Raw genomic sequence first — 16,599 nt, 5'->3', positions numbered from 1 at the left:
ATCGTGGAGAACCTGATCGCGCTGCTCGTGGCGGCGCCCCTGCTCGGAGCGGCGGTCCTGCTCTGCGGCGGCCGACGGCTGGACCGTACCGGGCACTGGCTCGGCACCCTGCTCGCCGCCGCGTCCTTCGTCATCGGTGCCGTGCTCTTCCTCGACATGCTGGGGAAGGGCGCGGAGGACCGGGCGCTGCACCAGAAGCTGTTCAGCTGGGTCCCGGTCGAGGGCTTCCAGGCCGACGTGGCCTTCCAGCTCGACCAGCTGTCGATGACGTTCGTCCTGCTGATCACCGGTGTGGGCACCCTGATCCACATCTACTCGATCGGCTACATGGAGCACGACGAACGCCGCCGTCGCTTCTTCGCCTATCTGAATCTGTTCCTCGCGGCGATGCTGCTCCTGGTCCTCGCCGACAACTACCTGCTGCTGTACGCCGGGTGGGAGGGCGTCGGTCTGGCGTCGTACCTGCTCATCGGCTTCTGGCAGCACAAGCCCAGCGCGGCCACGGCCGCCAAGAAGGCGTTCCTGGTCAACCGGGTCGGCGACATGGGCCTGTCGATCGCGATCATGCTGATGTTCACCACCTTCGGCACCTTCGCCTTCGGCCCGGTCCTCGAAGCGACCGGGGAGACGGGCGAGGGCAAGCTGACGGCGATCGGCCTGATGCTGCTCCTGGCGGCCTGCGGCAAGTCGGCCCAGGTGCCGCTGCAGTCCTGGCTCGGTGACGCGATGGAGGGCCCGACCCCGGTCTCGGCCCTCATCCACGCCGCGACCATGGTGACCGCGGGCGTCTACCTCATCGTCCGCTCCGGCGCGATCTTCAACCAGGCGCCGGACGCCCAGCTGGTCGTCGTGATCGTCGGCGCGGTCACCCTGCTCTTCGGGGCGATCGTCGGTTGCGCGAAGGACGACATCAAGAAGGCCCTCGCCGGTTCGACGATGTCCCAGATCGGCTACATGATCCTGGCCGCCGGTCTCGGCCCGATCGGCTACGTCTTCGCGATCATGCACCTGGTGACGCACGGCTTCTTCAAGGCCGGGCTCTTCCTCGGCGCCGGTTCGGTCATGCACGGCATGAACGACGAGGTCGACATGCGGAAGTTCGGCGGCCTGCGGAAGTACATGCCGGTCACTTTCATCACCTTCGGCCTCGGCTATCTGGCGATCATCGGCTTCCCCGGCCTGTCCGGCTTCTTCTCCAAGGACAAGATCATCGAGGCGGCCTTCGCCAAGGGCGGCACCGAGGGCTGGATCCTCGGCTCGGTGGCCCTGCTGGGCGCCGCGATCACCGCGTTCTACATGACGCGCGTGATGCTGATGACGTTCTTCGGCGAGAAGCGCTGGCAGCCCGACGCGGACGGCAACGAGCCGCACCCGCACGAGTCCCCGAAGTCGATGACCATCCCCATGATCGTCCTCGCCTTCGGCTCGGTCTTCGCCGGTGGGCTGTTCTCCATCGGCGACCGCTTCCTGAACTGGCTGGAGCCGGTCACCCAGCACAGCCACGGGAACGCGCCCGTCAGCGCCACGACGGTCACCGCCGCCACCATGGTGGTCCTCGTCGTCGGCGTCGCCCTCGCCTGGGCGATGTACGGACGCAAGCCCGTGCCGGTCACCGCCCCGCGCGGCTCGCTGCTCACCCGGGCCGCCCGCCGCGACCTCCTCCAGGACGACTTCAACCACGTGGTCCTGGTCCGTGGCGGCGAGCACCTCACCCGCTCCCTGGTCTACGTCGACCACACCCTGGTCGACGGCGTCGTCAACGGCACGGCGGCCTCGATGGGCGGCCTCTCCGGCCGGCTGCGCAAACTGCAGAACGGCTACGCCCGCACCTACGCGGTCTCGATGTTCGGCGGTACGGCGGTCGTCATCGCCGCGACCCTGCTGATGAGGGCGGTCTGATCACATGTCCTTTCCCCTCCTGACGGCGACCGCGGCGCTCCCGGCGATCGGCGCGGTCGCCACCGCCGCCGTCCCGGCCGCCAAACGCACCGCCGCGAAATGGACGGCGCTGGTCTTCGCGCTGGCCACGCTCGTCCTGGCGGGTCTCGCGCTCGCCCGCTTCGAGCCCGGCGGCGAGCGCTACCAGCTCATCGAATCGCATGCCTGGATCAAGGACTTCGGCGTCCGCTACGAGCTGGGCGTGGACGGCATCGGTGTGGCGCTCATGGCGCTCACCGCCCTGCTGATCCCCTTCGTCATCCTGGCCGGCTGGCACGACGCCGACCCCCTGGAGACGAAGCCGTCGTCCCGCTGGCGCCCGACCCAGGGCTTCTTCGCCCTGATCCTGATGGTCGAGGCGATGGTGATCCTCTCCTTCGAGGCCACCGACGTCTTCCTCTTCTACATCCTCTTCGAAGCCATGCTCATCCCGATGTACTTCCTGATCGGCGGCTTCGGGGACCGGGCACACGCCGGGAGCGACGAGAACGCGGCGGCGCAACGCTCGTACGCGGCGGTCAAGTTCCTCCTCTACAACCTGGTCGGCGGGCTCATCATGCTGGCCGCCGTGATCGGCCTCTACGTCGTCGCGGGGACGTTCTCGCTCTCCGAGATCGCCGAGGCCCGTGCCAACGGCTCGCTCTCCATGGCGACGAGCACCGAGCGCTGGCTCTTCCTCGGGTTCTTCTTCGCCTTCGCGGTGAAGGCCCCGCTGTGGCCGCTGCACACCTGGCTGCCCAACGCGATGGGCGAGGCGACCTCCCCGGTCGCCGTCCTGATCACCGCGGTCGTCGACAAGGTCGGCACCTTCGCGATGCTCCGCTTCTGCCTCCAGCTCTTCCCGGAGGCCAGCAAGTGGGCGACGCCGGTGATCGTCGTCCTGGCGCTGATCAGCATCGTCTACGGGGCGCTGCTCGCCGTCGGCCAGCGCGACATCAAGCGCCTGATCGCCTACGCCTCGATCTCGCACTTCGGCTTCATCATTCTGGGCATCTTCGCGATGACCAGCCAGGGCCAGTCCGGCGCCACGCTCTACATGGTCAACCACGGCATCTCGACCGCCGCGCTGATGCTGGTGGCGGGCTTCCTGATCACCCGGCGCGGCTCCCGGCTCATCGCCGACTACGGCGGGGTCCAGAAGGTGGCGCCGATCCTGGCCGGCACCTTCCTGATCGGCGGCCTGGCCACCCTGTCGCTGCCCGGACTCGCCCCGTTCGTCAGCGAGTTCCTGGTCCTGGTCGGCGCGTTCAGCGCCTACCCGGCGGCGGGCATCGTCGCCACGACCGGCATCGTGCTCGCCGCGCTCTACGTCCTCGTCCTCTACCAGCGGACGATGACGGGCCCGGTGAAGGCCGAGGTCCAGGGCATGGCGGACCTGAAGGTCCGGGAGCTGGCGGTGGTGGTGCCGCTGATCGGGCTGCTGCTCTTCCTGGGCGTCTATCCGAAACCGCTGACCGAGATCGTCAACCCGGCGGTGCAGCACACCATGTCGGACGTCCAGAAGAAGGACCCCCAGCCTGAGGTGGAGGCCGCCAAGTGAGCGCAACAGCTGTCCACAGCTTGTGGACGACGGCGGGCGGGGTGACATCGGCCGCCCCCGTCGAGAGGTTCAAGGCGCCGGTCATCGAGTACACCCAGCTGATGCCGGTCCTCATTGTGATCGGTGTCGCCGTCGTGGGCGTACTCGTCGAGGCCTTCGTGCCGCGCCGGGCCCGTTACTACACGCAGGTCTTCCTCACCGTCGTCGCGCTGGCCGCCGCGTTCGCCGCGGTGGTCGGCCTGGCGGCCAGCGGTTACGCGACGACGAAGGCGCACATCGCCGCGATGGGCGCCGTCGCGATCGACGGGCCGACGCTCTTCCTGCAGGGCACCATCCTGCTGACCTCCCTGGTCGCCGTCTTCACCTTCGCCGAGCGCAGGCTCGACCCCGCCTCGCACGGCAACCGGGTCGACTCCTTCGCCGCCCAGGCCGCCTCGGTCCCCGGCAGCGACAGCGAGAAGGCCGCGGTCAAGGCCGGGTTCACCACCACCGAGGTCTTCCCGCTGGTGCTGTTCTCGGTGGCCGGCATGCTGGTCTTCCCGGCGGCCAACGACCTGCTGACGCTCTTCGTGGCCCTGGAGGTCTTCTCCCTCCCGCTCTACCTGCTCTGCGCCGTCGCCCGCCGCAAGCGGCTGATGTCGCAGGAGGCCGCGGTGAAGTACTTCCTGCTCGGCGCGTTCTCCTCGGCGTTCCTGCTCTTCGGGATCGCCCTGCTCTACGGGTACGCGGGCTCCGTCTCGTACGCCCGGATCGCCCAGGTCGTCGACGGCTCGGTCATCCAGATCGACCCGGCGCTCGCCGACACCATGGGCAACGACGCGCTGCTGCTGATCGGCGGCGCGATGATCCTCACCGGCCTGCTCTTCAAGGTCGGCGCCGTGCCCTTCCACATGTGGACCCCGGACGTCTACCAGGGCGCCCCGACCCCGGTCACCGGCTTCATGGCCGCGGCCACCAAGGTCGCCGCGTTCGGCGCGCTGCTGCGCCTGCTGTACGTGGTGCTGCCGGGCCTCGCCTGGGACTGGCGCCCGGTCATGTGGGGCGTCGCGATCGTCACGATGCTGGGCGGGGCGATCGTCGCGATCACCCAGACCGACATCAAGCGGCTGCTGGCCTACTCCTCGATCGCCCACGCCGGATTCATCCTCGCCGGTGTGATCGCGACGACCCCGGACGGCATCTCGTCGGTCCTCTTCTACCTCGGCGCGTACTCCTTCGTGACGGTCGGCGCCTTCGCCGTCGTCACCCTGGTGCGCGACGCGGGCGGCGAGGCCACGCACCTGTCGAAGTGGGCCGGGCTCGGCCGCCGCTCGCCGCTGGTCGCCGCGGTCTTCGCGGTGTTCCTGCTGGCCTTCGCCGGTATCCCGCTCACCTCCGGCTTCTCCGGGAAGTTCGCCGTGTTCAAGGCGGCGGCGGACGGCGGCGCGGGCGGACTGGTCGTGGTCGGTGTGATCTCCTCGGCGATCGCCGCGTTCTTCTACATCCGGGTCATCGTGCTGATGTTCTTCAGCGAGCCGAAGGCGGACGGCCCCACGGTCGCCGTCCCGTCCCCGCTGACGATGACGACGATCGCGGTGGGAGTCGCGGTCACCCTGGTGCTGGGCCTGGCCCCGCAGTACTTCCTGGACCTGGCGAGCCAGGCCGGAGTCTTCGTGAGGTAGCGCACTTCCCACGCCACGAAACAGCGCCGGACGGGCCCCGCGAGTCAAGCCCGTCCGGCGCTGTCGTACGCGGCGCCTATCGTGGCAGGGGAGACGGCGACACGGAGCAGAGCGATGAGCACGGGCGGAACGATGGATGTGACCGAGAGCGACGCACGGCGGACGCTGCACAAGGTGTTCGGCTACGAGGCGTTCCGCGGCGAGCAGGAAGCGATCGTCGACCATGTGGTGGCGGGCGGCGACGCCGTGGTGCTCATGCCCACCGGCGGCGGCAAATCCCTCTGCTACCAGATCCCGGCCCTGGTCAGAGCGGGTACGGGCGTGGTGGTCTCCCCGCTGATCGCCCTCATGCAGGACCAGGTCGACGCGCTGCGGGCACTCGGCGTGCGCGCCGGATTCATCAACTCGACGCAGGATTTCGACGAGCGCCGCTCGATGGAGGCGCAGTTCGTCGCCGGTGAGCTCGATCTGCTCTACCTGGCCCCGGAGCGGCTCCGGCTGGATTCCACGCTCGGCCTGCTCGCCCGCGGCGAGGTCTCCGTCTTCGCGATCGACGAGGCGCACTGCGTCGCGCAGTGGGGCCACGACTTCCGCCCCGACTACCTGGCCCTCTCGGTCCTCGGCGAGCGCTGGCCCGACGTACCGCGCATCGCGCTGACGGCGACCGCGACGGACGCCACCCACCAGGAGATCACCGGCCGTCTGGGCATGCCCGACGCGAAGCATTTCGTCGCCAGCTTCGACCGGCCCAACATCCAGTACCGGATCGTGGCGAAGGCCGACCCGAAGAAGCAGCTGCTCACCTTCCTCAAGGACGAGCACGCCGGGGACGCGGGCATCGTCTACTGCCTCTCGCGCAATTCGACGGAGAAGACCGCCGAGTACCTCTGCCGCAACGGCATCGAGGCCGTTCCGTACCACGCCGGGCTCGACGCGGGCACCCGCGCCGCCCACCAGTCCCGGTTCCTGCGCGAGGAGGGCCTGGTCGTCGTCGCGACGATCGCCTTCGGCATGGGCATCGACAAGCCGGACGTCCGCTTCGTCGCCCACCTCGACCTGCCGAAGTCGGTCGAGGGCTACTACCAGGAGACCGGCCGCGCGGGCCGGGACGGGATGCCGTCCACGGCCTGGATGGCGTACGGGCTCCAGGACGTCGTCCAGCAGCGCAAGCTCATCCAGGGCGGCGAGGGCGACGAGGCCTTCCGCCGCCGCGCCGCCTCCCACCTCGACGCGATGCTGGCGCTGTGCGAGACGGTCCAGTGCCGCCGCGCCCGGCTGCTGACGTACTTCGGCCAGGTGCCCACCACGACGGACTGCGGCAACTGCGACACCTGCCTGACCCCGCCGGAGAGCTGGGACGGCACGGTGGCCGCGCAGAAGCTGCTGTCGACGGTGGTACGGCTGAAGCGGGAGCGCGGGCAGAAGTTCGGCGCGGGCCAGATCATCGACATCCTGCTCGGCCGCCGCACCGCGAAGGTCATCCAGTTCGACCACGACCAGCTCTCGGTCTTCGGCATCGGCGACGAGCTGGGCGAGGCCGAATGGCGCGGTGTCGTACGCCAGTTGCTCGCCCAGGGGCTGATCGCCGTCGAGGGCGAGTACGGGACGCTGGTGCTGACCGAGGAGAGCGGTTCGGTGCTCGGGCGGCAGCGCGAGGTGCTGCTGCGCAAGGAGGCCCCGAAGCCCGCGTCGCGGTCCACGAAGGCCGAGCGCAGGCCGAAGGCGCAGGCGGCCACCGCCGAGCTGGCCCCCGAGGCCGTCCCGGTCTTCGAGGCACTGCGGGCCTGGCGCGCCGGCCGGGCGAAGGAGCAGGGCGTCCCGGCGTACGTCATCTTCCACGACGCGACCCTGCGCGAGATCGCCGCGGCCCGGCCGGATTCGGTGTCCGCGCTGGGCGGCATCAGCGGCCTGGGCGAGAAGAAGCTGGCGACGTACGGGGAGGGGGTGCTGGAGGTGCTGACGGAGTTCGGCGAAGCGGCCCCCCAGGAGTCCCCGGCCGCCCAGGAGTCCCCGGCCGCCCAGGAGTCCCCGGCGCCCGCACCGGTCCCGGCCTCCGCGCCGGTCCCGGCCTCCGCGCCGCCTCAGGCCGCCGCGCCGCCTCGGGCTCCCGCGCCGAAGGCCCAGGTGCCGTACGACGACGCGGAGTTCGGCTGGGACGAGGAGCCGCCCGAGTACGAGTGAGGGCGCGGGCGGGGCGGCGGGTGGTGCGCTACCGCTCCGCCTCCCGGCGGCGCGCGGTGATCGCGGTGAGGTCGAGATCGACGGGGAAGGGGACGGAGACCTTCATCCGGTCGTGGAAGATGCCGGTGGAGGTGTAGGCCCCGGTCGACGGCTCCAGCTCGAAGACGTAGACCACGGCCCGGTCGTCGTGGTTCTCCACCCGCCAGTAGTGCGGGATCCTCGCCCGCGCGTACTTCACGGGCTTGGTCTCGCGGTCCCGGGTGAGGGATTCCGGGGAGGCGACCTCGATGGCCAGGTGCACGGAACCGGCGGGGAAGCGGGTCTGGCTCGACTCCTGGACGACCTCGCCGTCCACGACGATCACATCGGGTTCGGGCCGGTTGTAGCGGTCGATGTCGATGGTGAACTCGCGCATGACTTCGTAGGTGTGTGGTGCCAGCGACTGCAACTGCCAGTTGAAGAAGTCGACCGCTCGCATATGGAACAAGGTCTGCGGACTCACGAAAACGAGGCTCCCGTCGATCAGCTCCGTGTGCGGAGGCAGATTCGGGAGTGTGTCCAGGTCATCGGCGGTCCAGCCGCCCACGGGCGGAACCGCCCACCGCGGCTCGTTGGCCTCGGGTCCGACGCTCATCAGTGCTCCCATGACGTGGAGTCTCGCGGGGCTTTTCAGCGTATCCGCCGGGAACGGGACATGGCTCCCCCGAACGTGTGAACGTCTGGCATGCGGCTGACCAGCGGGTTTCCCGGGGGTGCCCGTCCGGTCAGTCGTCGCCGGACGTGGTGTTCGAGGTGATGGACGGGGCGCGGTTGCCGGACGAGCGGTCGCGGCGGACGTTGTGGTGGACGGCGTGGGCGGCCCAGTCGTCGTCGATCAGGCCGTGCAGTGCCCAGCTCGCGCGCAGGCCGCCCCGGCCCACCTCGGACGCCAGGCCGACCGCCGCGGCCAGGGCCGCCAGGGCCCGGCCGCGCGGTTCGGGGAAGCCCGCGTCCTGCGCGGCGGTGAAGCGGCCCCGGGCCGCGAGCGGCAGGGCCGGGTCCGCCGCCGGGTGGCGGTGGTACGGCAGCAGGCCCAGCAGGCGGCCGGTCTCCCGGCGCAGCACCGAGCGGCGCACCAGGTGTTCCAGGCAGAGCTCCCCGGTGTGCCGCCCGGCCTGCCGTACCCAGCCCCGTACGGAGATCTCGTGCCCGCTCGCGGGGAGGCTCCCCAGGACCTGACCCAGGAAGGGGTCCGGGGGCGCGGGCAGGCCGGTGACCCGGACGCGGCCGCGCTCCTCGGTGATCCGCCCCTGGAGCTCCAGCTCCCGCAGGGCCGCGCCGGCCGTCCCGTACTCCAGGAAGCGGGCGCGGCACAGCGGTTTGCCGCGCAGCGGGTCGAGCGCGAGGAGCAGCAGTTCCTCGGGGAGCGTGAGCTCCGGGGCGGGCTGGGTCATGACGCGGGCACGATCCGTCCCGTGACCTCGCCGAGTCCGATCCGGGTGCCGTCCGGCCCGGGCGCCCAGGCCGTCATCGTCACCGTGTCGCCGTCCTCCAGGAAGGTGCGCTTGCCGTCCGGGAGGTCCAGCGGCTCGCTGCCGTTCCAGGTCAGCTCCAGCAGGGAACCGCGCTGGCCGGGCTCGGCGCCGCTGACCGTGCCGGAGCCGTACAGGTCGCCGGTGCGCAGCGAGGCGCCGTTCACCGTCATCTGGGCCAGCATCTGGGCGGCCGTCCAGTACATCGTGGAGAACGGCGGCTCGGCGACCACCTGGCCGTTGATCGCTACGGAGATCCGCAGGTCGAGGCCGCCGGGCTCGTCGGCGTCGGCGTCCTCCAGGTAGGGGAGCAGCGGGAAGTCGCGGGCCGGGGGTGCGATCCGGGCCTGCTCCAGGGCCTCCAGCGGGGTCACCCAGGCCGATACGGAGGTGGCGAAGGACTTGCCGAGGAACGGGCCGAGCGGGACGTACTCCCAGGCCTGGATGTCCCGCGCCGACCAGTCGTTGAGCAGGCAGAGCCCGAAGACGTGGTCGCGGAAGTCGCCCAGCGGGACGGAGGTCCCCTGCTCGGAGCCGACGCCGACGACGAAGCCGACCTCGGCCTCGATGTCCAGTTTGACGGAGGGGCCGAAGACCGGGGCCGGGTCGGCCGGGGCCTTGCGCTGGCCGGAGGGGCGGACGACATCGGTGCCGGAGACGACGACGGTGCCGGAGCGGCCGTGGTAACCGATCGGCAGGTGCTTCCAGTTGGGCGTCAGCGCCTCGGCGTTCGGGCGGAAGATCTTCCCGACGTTGGTGGCGTGGTTCTCGCTGGCGTAGAAGTCGACGTAGTCGGCCACCCGGTACGGCAGGTGGAGCGTGACGGTGCCGAGCGGGTGCAGCAGCGGCTCGATGTCCGCGCGGTGTGCGGGGACGGTCACCCATGCGGTGAGGGCCCGCCGGACGTCCCGCCAGGCGGTGCGGCCCGCCGCCAGCAGGGCGGTCAGGTCCGGCTGCGCGAGGAGCCGGGCGTAGGGCGAGCCGAGCGCGTGCGCCGCCGCGCCGGCGTCCAGGACGTGGTCGCCGATGCGGACGCCGACCCGGCGGTCCTCGGGGTGGTCGGGGGTGGAGAACACACCGTAGGGAAGGTTGTGCGGGCCGAAGGGGTCGCCCTCGGCCAGATCGAGCGGGCTGCTCTGCTCGGGCATGTGTTGCTGCCTCGCTTTCCAGGTCGCTTGGGGGACACGTTACGTCGGCGCCGCCCGGTCGCGGGAGTGTCCCAACTGGGGCCGATGCCCGGAAAGTTCTGCTCTGCCCCGGACGTCGGCCGGGCTCACCCCGCCGTGCGCGGGATGCGCTTCTCCCAGGTGCGGTGGAAGACGACCTCGCCGCCCTCCGTGCAGACCACCTCGTCGGAGGTGACGAAGTCGTCCGCGTCCGCGGTGATCTCGGAGCGGGTCTCGATCCGTACGTCCCAGGCCATCTCGGGCCGGTGCAGCCGGATCGTCCAGTCGGAGCGGGTGCGGGCGGAGAGCGGGTCCTCCTCCTGGATCGTGTAGGTCTCCAGCGCGTCCTCGGTGAACTCCAGGCCGTCCGGGTAGACCCGGGTGCCGCCGTAGCGGGGGTCGACCTCCAGCCGCCACTCGCCCCTGGCCACGTCCCGGACCACCAGCCGTTCCGGGCGCTGCTCGTCCAGGGTCGCCGGGTACACCACGCCGAGCGGCTCCGACTGCTCCGGCTCCCCGAACCGGATCTCCGGCTCCGCGGCGGCCCGACGCACGGGCAGCTCGACGAGGCTGCCGTCGGCGTCCAGGGTGAACCCCACCGACCCCGGCTGCGGCCAGATCCACGGCCAGTACGCGGAGGAGACCGCGAGCCGGATGCGGTGGCCGGGCGGGAAGGTGTGCCCGATCCCGTTCAGCTCGAAGGTGACGTCCTCGGTGGCGCCGACCGGCCAGTCCACCGCGCGGTCGCGGCCGTGGCGGGCGGAGAGGTTGAGCGCGCCCCGGGTGACCAGGGTGGAGGAGCCGTCGGGCGCCACGTCGCAGAGCCGGGCGATCACCTGGCCGCGCGGTACGTCCATCCGGATGCGCAGCGTCACCCGGGGGCGGCCGAGGATCTCGATCGGGGCGCCCTCGACCGGGAACTCGAAGCAGGCCGACTTGGCGTCCTCGTCGCGCTGGTCGGGCGGCAGGTCGGCGTCGTTGCCGAAGGGGAAGAAGCGCCCGGCGTCCAGTCCGGTGCGCTGCGGCGAGTCGACGGTCTGCGGGCCGCCGCCCAGCGCGTACGTGACGGGGGAGACGTTCGGGGACGGCCAGGAGTCGTCCCCGACCCAGCGCCCCGGCAGCGTCTCGTACACCGTGGCGGGGCGGTGCGAGGCGCTGATCCAGGACCGCAGCAGCGGCTCGGCCATCACGCCGGTGTCCTCGTCCTTCAGGTGCTGGTCCCACCAGCGCAGCGTCTCCTGGAGGAAGCCGATGGACGGTCCCGGCGGCAGCCCCCGGTCCGGGTACTGGTGCGACCACGGGCCGATCAGCCCCCGCACCCGGTCCGCCGGCAGGTGCTCGACGAGCCGGAGGACGGTGTCGCGGTACGGGTCGTGCCAGCCGCCGACCGCGAGGACCTTCGCCCGGATCGCGGAGTAGTCCTCGCAGACGCTGCCGTGCTTCCAGTACGCGTCGCGGGTCTGGTGGGCCAGCCAGGTGTGGATGAACGGCTCGACCTTCTCCAGCCGCTCCAGCCACATGGACTTCCAGTCCGCGCCGACGTGCGCCGGGTCCGGCGGGCGGGAGACGAAGGCCAGCATGGTGGCCGCCCAGGCGTGCATGTCCACGCCGAGGACCGAGCCGCCCATGTAGTGGACGTCGTTGTCGTAGCGGTCGTCGGTGGAGCAGACGGTGACGACCGCCTTCAGCGGCTCGGGGGCCAGCGCGGCGATCTGGAGCGAGTTGAAGCCGCCCCAGGAGATGCCGAACATGCCGACCCGGCCCGAGCACCACTCCTGCTGGGCCAGCCAGTGGACGACGGCGACGCCGTCCGCCAGCTCCGTCGCGTCGTACTCGTCGCCCGGCATCCCCTCGCTGTTGCCGTGCCCGCGCACGTCGACGCGTACGGAGGCGTAGCCGTGGCCCGCGTACCAGGGGTGGCGCTGCCAGTCGCGCGGCGCGGTCCAGTCGGTCAGCCGGTAGGGCAGGTACTCCAGGAGCGCGGGCACCGGCTCCTCGGTGACCGGGCGCCAGATCCGGGCGTACAGCAGGGTGCCGTCCGGCAGCGGGACACGGACGTCCTCGCGGACGGTCTCGTACGGGAACGTGGTGCGGATGTGCATGGCGGTACCTCAGTGAACGGGGTGCATGGTGCGCCTGAGCCACGGGGCGGCGGCGACGACGGCCGCGCCGCCCACCACCGCGATCGCGCCGTTGACGCCGAAGTAGACGGGGTTGGAGACCTCGCCGTAGATCTTCACGACCTGGGACTGGATGCCGTTGGCGAGGGCCAGTGAGAGGAACCAGAGCGCCATCGTCTGGCTGGCGAAGGCCTTGGGGGCGAGCTTGGTGGTCGCGGACATGCCGGAGGTCTCCAGCAGGACGTCGCCGAGGCCGAGCAGCAGGTAGGAGCCGACGATCCACCAGGCGGCCATCTTGTACGTGTCGCCGGAGTGGCCCGAGGTGGGCAGGACCATCAGCAGGAAGGACAGTCCGCCGAGGACCACCCCGATCGCGATCTTGTTGGAGGCGTGCGGCTGGCGCGGCCCCATCCGGGACCAGACGGCGGCGACCACCGGGGCGAGCGCCACCTCGAAGGCGCCGAGCGCGGAGGCGTACCAGCTCGCCGGGAAGTGGAAGCCGAAGATCTCGGTGCGGGCGTTGGTCGACGCGAGCAGGATCATCGTCGAGTACGCCTGGAACAGGATGAAGTTGAAGACCACCGAGGCCAGGAAGAGCACCACGTACGGGCGCAGCCTGCCGCGCTCCTCGGCGGTGACCCGGGGGCTGCGGAACATCACCGCGAAGTACACCACCGGCGCGATCACCGAGACCAGGGTGAGCAGGTCGACGAAGCGCCCCATGGTGAGCCACCCCGCCAGGGACAGGGCGGTGGCGAGGACGGCGGCCACCACGGCGCCCGCCACGATCAGCCGCACGGCCCGCCGCATCGGCTCCGGGGCGAGCGCGAATTCGGCGGAGTGCTTTCGCCCGGCCAGGTGACGGCGGCCCAGTACGTACTGGATCAGGCCGAGGGTCATGCCGAAGGCGGCGGCCGAGAAGCCCCAGTGCCAGCTCGCGTGGTCGCCGAGCCAGCCGGTGACCAGCGGGCCGAGGAACGCGCCGATGTTGATGCCCATGTAGTAGAGCGCGAATCCGGCGTCGCGGCGGTCGTCGTCGGTGCGGTACAGCTTGCCGACCAGCGTGGCCACATTGGGTTTGAGCAGGCCCGTTCCCGCACTGATCAGCCCGAGACCGATCCAGGTCATCGCGTCGGTGGGCACCGCCATGGCGTAGTGCCCGCAGGCGATGAGGATGCCGCCGTACAGCACGGCGCGGTACGAGCCGAGCATCCGGTCGGCCAGCCAGCCGCCCGCCACGGACACCAGGTAGACCAGCGTGCCGTAGGCGGCCGAGACCGAGAGCGCGGTGCCCGCCGACATGCCCATGCCGCCGCGGGCCACCGTGTCCGCGAAGTACAGGACCAGGATCGCCTGCATGCCCAGGAACGAGAAACGTTCCCAGACCTCCAGCCCCGACAGGGTCATAAGCCCCCGTGGCTGGCCGAAAAAGGCATGGTCGTCGGTGTGGGGCCGCTGAGTCGGCTGTGTGTCGGAGGCTGTGGGGGACAAAGGGAGAACTCCTGATCGTATGAGCTGATCCCGAACATACCGGCGGTGGCGGGAAGGCGCCCACGGTGATCCAAAGGGGACCGGATACGCTGACTTGAGTGATGACAGCGACACATCGACATTCCGTGTGATCGTCAGCAGACAGGAGATCCCCTCGTGACCGTCGTCGGGCCATTCGGGCTGAGCGTGCGGGACCAGGCCCTTGAGGCCGGTGTCCAGACCGGGTTGGCCGCTGTCGAGTCCGGGCTGCTCGATGCCACCAAGAGCAGCGTTCCCTTCATCACGGAGGCCGCGCAGCATCTCATCCGCGCCGGGGGCAAGCGTTTCCGGCCGCTGCTGGCCATGCTGGCGGCCCAGTTCGGTGACCCGGAAGCGCCGGGTGTCGTGCCCGCCGCCGTGGTCGTCGAGCTGACACACCTCGCGACGCTCTACCACGACGACGTGATGGACGAGGCGGAGGTCCGCCGCGGTGTGCCCAGCGCCAACACCCGCTGGGGCAACTCGGTGGCCGTGCTGACCGGCGACTTCCTCTTCTCCCGTGCCTCGCACATACTGGCCGACCTCGGCCCGGAGGCCGTACGCATCCAGGCGGAGGCGTTCGAGCGGCTGGTCACCGGCCAGATCCTGGAGACCGCCGGGCCGGGCGAGGGCGTCGACCCGGTCGAGCACTACCTGGAGGTGCTGCGCGGCAAGACCGGCTCGCTGGTCGCGGTGGCCTGCCGCTTCGGTGCCATGACGGCCGGTGCGGACGAGTCGGCGATCGACGTGCTCACCCAGTACGGGGAGTGGCTCGGCGTCGCCTTCCAGCTCGCCGACGACGTACTCGACATCGCCTCCGACTCCCACGAGTCCGGGAAGACCCCGGGCACCGACCTCCGCGAGGGCGTCGCGACGCTCCCGGTGCTCCATCTGCGGGCGCGGGCCGCGGCCGAGGGACGGCCGGAGGACCTGGAGCTCCTCGAACTGCTCGACGGCGACCTCAGCGACGACGCCCGGCACGCCGAGGCGCTGCGCAGGCTGCGCGCCCACCCGGCACTGGAGCAGGCCAGGCAGGCCAGCGTCCGGTACGCCGAGGAGGCGCGCGCCACGCTGACGCCGCTGCCCGACGGCTACGCGAAGACCGCGCTGCGCGAGCTGTGCGACGCGGTGGTGCACCGCGCGGGCTGAGGTGCTTGGCGGGTCCGGCCGCCGGGGCGGCGGGCGTGAACGGATCTGCGGCCGGTTCCGCGGCCGGTTCCGCGGCCGGACCCGTGTCCGGTCCCACGGCGGGTTCCGCGGCGGGTTCCGCGGCCGGTCCCGGGGGCCGTTCGCAGGTGCCGTTTCCGGGCGCCGTTCCCGCGCGTCGTTCCTGCGCGTCGTTCCCGAGGGCTGAGGCTGGGGCCGGAGCTGGGGAGTGGCCGGGGTCAGGGGTATCCCTGAGACCGTCCCCCACGGTCCGCAGTACGGCCCGGCACCGAGTCATACCGCAGAGGTAGGCGGAGTTGCTCCCGCGGGCTGACGTTCCGGGGTCCCCGATTTGGTCAGATGGAGAACAACCACTCCTGACCAGATCGGGTGAGAATGGCGGCGCGGAGTGGGGACGGAACGTGCAACCGGATGGAAGCCGCCGACCACGGAGGTAGGGCTACAGATGGCACCGAACGACAGCGCAGGGACCGACGTCACGGCCACGGCCGCAAGCGGCGCCGGACGCCGGAAGGCGGCGCGCTACATCGTCCCGGTCGCGGTGGCGGGGGTGGCGGCCGCGACGATCGGGCTGGTCCCGGCACTCGCGAGCTCCGGCGACCCCGAACTGCCGAAGATCAGCGCACAGCAGCTCATCGAGAAGATCGCCGCCTCGGACACCCAGCGGCTCTCCGGGACGATGCGGATCAGCACGGACTTCGGCATCCCGTCGCTCGGCGGCCTGGCCGGGGCCTTCGCCGGAGGCGGCCAGGACGGTCCCGACGGCCGGGGCGGTGCGAGCGCCGACCCGAAGGACCGGATGACGCAGCTGGCGTCCGGCACGCACACCCTCCGGGTGGCCGCGGACGGCCCCGACAAGCAGCGGCTGTCCATCCTGGACGACGCCGCCGAGTACAGCCTGATCCGCAACGGCGACCAGGTCTGGGCGTACGACAGCAAGTCCGACACCGCCTACCACGCCACCGAGGACCGGGCGGGTGAGCACGCGGGGCCGCGCTCCGGGAAGCGGTCCGCCCCCGAAGGCGTGCCCACCACCCCGAAGGCCCTGGCCGAGCAGGTGCTGGAGGCCGCCGGGACGACCACCTCGGTGACGGTCGACGGCACCGCGCAGGTCGCCGGACGCGACGCGTACCGGCTGGTGATCAAGCCGAAGCAGGGCGGCTCCACGATCGGCTCGGCCACCATCGCGGTCGACGCGGAGAACGGCGTACCGCTGAAGTTCACGCTGCTGCCGAGCGCGGGCGGCAAGGCGATCGTCGACGCCGGGTTCACCAAGGTGGACTTCGGGAAGCCGGATGCCTCCCTGTTCGCCTTCACCCCGCCCAAGGGCACCGAGGTGACCGAGGCCGGCAAGAACGACCGGAGCGACAAGGCCGGCCGGTCCGACGACGCGAAGGCGCGGCCCGGGGGCCTGGGCGGCCTGATCCCGGGCGCCGGGCAGCTGGGCGCCGGTGACCAGGGAGTCAAGGAGACCCGGGTCATCGGCGAGGGCTGGAGCGCCGTCGCCGAGATCAAGGTCCCGGGAGCCGCTGGTCTCCCCGACAAGGCGTCGGAGGCCGCCCCGCCCGAGGCCCGGCAGTTCCTGGACGCGCTGGGCGACAAGGTCAGCGGAAAGTTCGGCTCCGGCACGGTCTTCAAGACCCGCGTGGTCAACACCCTGATGACCGACGACGGCCGGATCTACGTCGGCGCGGTCACCAAGGACAAGCTGGTCGAGGTCGCGGACAACGCCTCCTGACGCGACCGCGCACCCCGCGCCGCGTACGCACGACGCACCGCCCGGCCGCCCCGCCGTACGCTCCGTAC

Annotated in this window: 11 protein-coding genes; 6 read left to right on the top strand and 5 right to left on the bottom strand. The window is 71.3% G+C overall.

The features are described 5' to 3' along the window. Nucleotides 1-3 precede the first annotated feature (3 nt). The 4 genes from nuoL (at nucleotide 4) to recQ (ending at nucleotide 7,320) form a co-directional block, all read left to right on the top strand. Nucleotides 4-1,899, top strand: a complete 1,896-nt coding sequence (gene nuoL / locus ACFCV8_RS14680) for an NADH-quinone oxidoreductase subunit L (RefSeq protein WP_376685699.1) — start codon at nucleotides 4-6, stop codon at nucleotides 1,897-1,899. A 4-nt stretch (nucleotides 1,900-1,903) separates the two neighbouring features. Then, nucleotides 1,904-3,478: an NADH-quinone oxidoreductase subunit M gene (locus tag ACFCV8_RS14675; RefSeq protein WP_376685698.1), complete on the top strand. Its 1,575-nt coding sequence runs from the start codon at nucleotides 1,904-1,906 to the stop codon at nucleotides 3,476-3,478. Then, entirely contained in the window at nucleotides 3,475-5,139 is a 1,665-nt protein-coding gene (gene nuoN / locus ACFCV8_RS14670) for an NADH-quinone oxidoreductase subunit NuoN (RefSeq protein WP_376685697.1), read from the top strand. The genes ACFCV8_RS14675 and nuoN overlap by 4 nt, the downstream gene beginning before the upstream one ends. A 114-nt stretch (nucleotides 5,140-5,253) precedes the next feature. Continuing rightward, nucleotides 5,254-7,320, top strand: a complete 2,067-nt coding sequence (gene recQ, locus ACFCV8_RS14665) for a DNA helicase RecQ (RefSeq protein ID WP_376685696.1) — start codon at nucleotides 5,254-5,256, stop codon at nucleotides 7,318-7,320. Between the two features lie 28 nt (nucleotides 7,321-7,348). Here recQ and ACFCV8_RS14660 read toward each other — a convergent pair whose 3' ends face one another. The 5 genes from ACFCV8_RS14660 to ACFCV8_RS14640 all read right to left on the bottom strand — a co-directional run bounded on the left by ACFCV8_RS14660 (nucleotide 7,349) and on the right by ACFCV8_RS14640 (nucleotide 13,608). Continuing rightward, a complete protein-coding gene (locus tag ACFCV8_RS14660) occupies nucleotides 7,349-7,954 on the bottom strand; it encodes a Uma2 family endonuclease (RefSeq protein WP_376685695.1) in 606 nt (201 codons plus the stop codon). A gap of 130 nt (nucleotides 7,955-8,084) precedes the next feature. Then, complete coding sequence (locus tag ACFCV8_RS14655; protein ID WP_376685694.1) at nucleotides 8,085-8,753, bottom strand: GPP34 family phosphoprotein; 669 nt, start codon at nucleotides 8,751-8,753, stop codon at nucleotides 8,085-8,087. Beyond that, the gene (fahA, locus tag ACFCV8_RS14650) at nucleotides 8,750-9,979 is read right to left on the bottom strand and encodes a fumarylacetoacetase (protein ID WP_376685693.1); all 1,230 of its coding nucleotides are present in this window, start codon (nucleotides 9,977-9,979) and stop codon (nucleotides 8,750-8,752) included. The genes ACFCV8_RS14655 and fahA overlap by 4 nt, the downstream gene beginning before the upstream one ends. Nucleotides 9,980-10,104: 125 nt before the next feature. After that, a complete protein-coding gene (locus tag ACFCV8_RS14645; protein ID WP_376685692.1) occupies nucleotides 10,105-12,099 on the bottom strand; it encodes a CocE/NonD family hydrolase in 1,995 nt (664 codons plus the stop codon). 9 nt (nucleotides 12,100-12,108) lie between these two features. Next, complete coding sequence (locus tag ACFCV8_RS14640; protein WP_376685691.1) at nucleotides 12,109-13,608, bottom strand: peptide MFS transporter; 1,500 nt, start codon at nucleotides 13,606-13,608, stop codon at nucleotides 12,109-12,111. A gap of 156 nt (nucleotides 13,609-13,764) precedes the next feature. Here ACFCV8_RS14640 and ACFCV8_RS14635 point away from each other — a divergent pair, with 156 nt between their 5' ends. Then, entirely contained in the window at nucleotides 13,765-14,775 is a 1,011-nt protein-coding gene (locus ACFCV8_RS14635; RefSeq protein WP_376685690.1) for a polyprenyl synthetase family protein, read from the top strand. Nucleotides 14,776-15,238: 463 nt separating this feature from the next. Further along, nucleotides 15,239-16,531 carry an outer membrane lipoprotein carrier protein LolA gene (locus ACFCV8_RS14630; RefSeq protein ID WP_376685689.1) on the top strand — a complete coding sequence of 431 codons (1,293 nt, stop codon included), beginning with the start codon at nucleotides 15,239-15,241 and terminating at the stop codon, nucleotides 16,529-16,531. Nucleotides 16,532-16,599 lie beyond the last annotated feature (68 nt).

The organism is Streptomyces sp. NPDC056347 (assembly GCF_042262625.1).
Lineage (GTDB): Bacteria > Actinomycetota > Actinomycetes > Streptomycetales > Streptomycetaceae > Streptomyces.
The sequence above is the reverse complement of the archived record's forward strand: the minus strand, read 5'-3'. Positions and strand labels throughout refer to the sequence as shown.

Bases quoted from the DNA above. Each gene is read 5' to 3' on its own strand.
- ACFCV8_RS14630 (WP_376685689.1), top strand. From the start codon at position 15,239: ATGGCACCGAACGACAGCGCAGGGACCGACGTCACGGCCACGGCCGCA.
- ACFCV8_RS14675 (WP_376685698.1), top strand. From the start codon at position 1,904: ATGTCCTTTCCCCTCCTGACGGCGACCGCGGCGCTCCCGGCGATCGGC.
- fahA (WP_376685693.1), bottom strand. From the start codon at position 9,979: ATGCCCGAGCAGAGCAGCCCGCTCGATCTGGCCGAGGGCGACCCCTTC.
- recQ (WP_376685696.1), top strand. From the start codon at position 5,254: ATGAGCACGGGCGGAACGATGGATGTGACCGAGAGCGACGCACGGCGG.
- ACFCV8_RS14660 (WP_376685695.1), bottom strand. From the start codon at position 7,954: ATGAGCGTCGGACCCGAGGCCAACGAGCCGCGGTGGGCGGTTCCGCCC.
- ACFCV8_RS14655 (WP_376685694.1), bottom strand. From the start codon at position 8,753: ATGACCCAGCCCGCCCCGGAGCTCACGCTCCCCGAGGAACTGCTGCTC.
- ACFCV8_RS14645 (WP_376685692.1), bottom strand. From the start codon at position 12,099: ATGCACATCCGCACCACGTTCCCGTACGAGACCGTCCGCGAGGACGTC.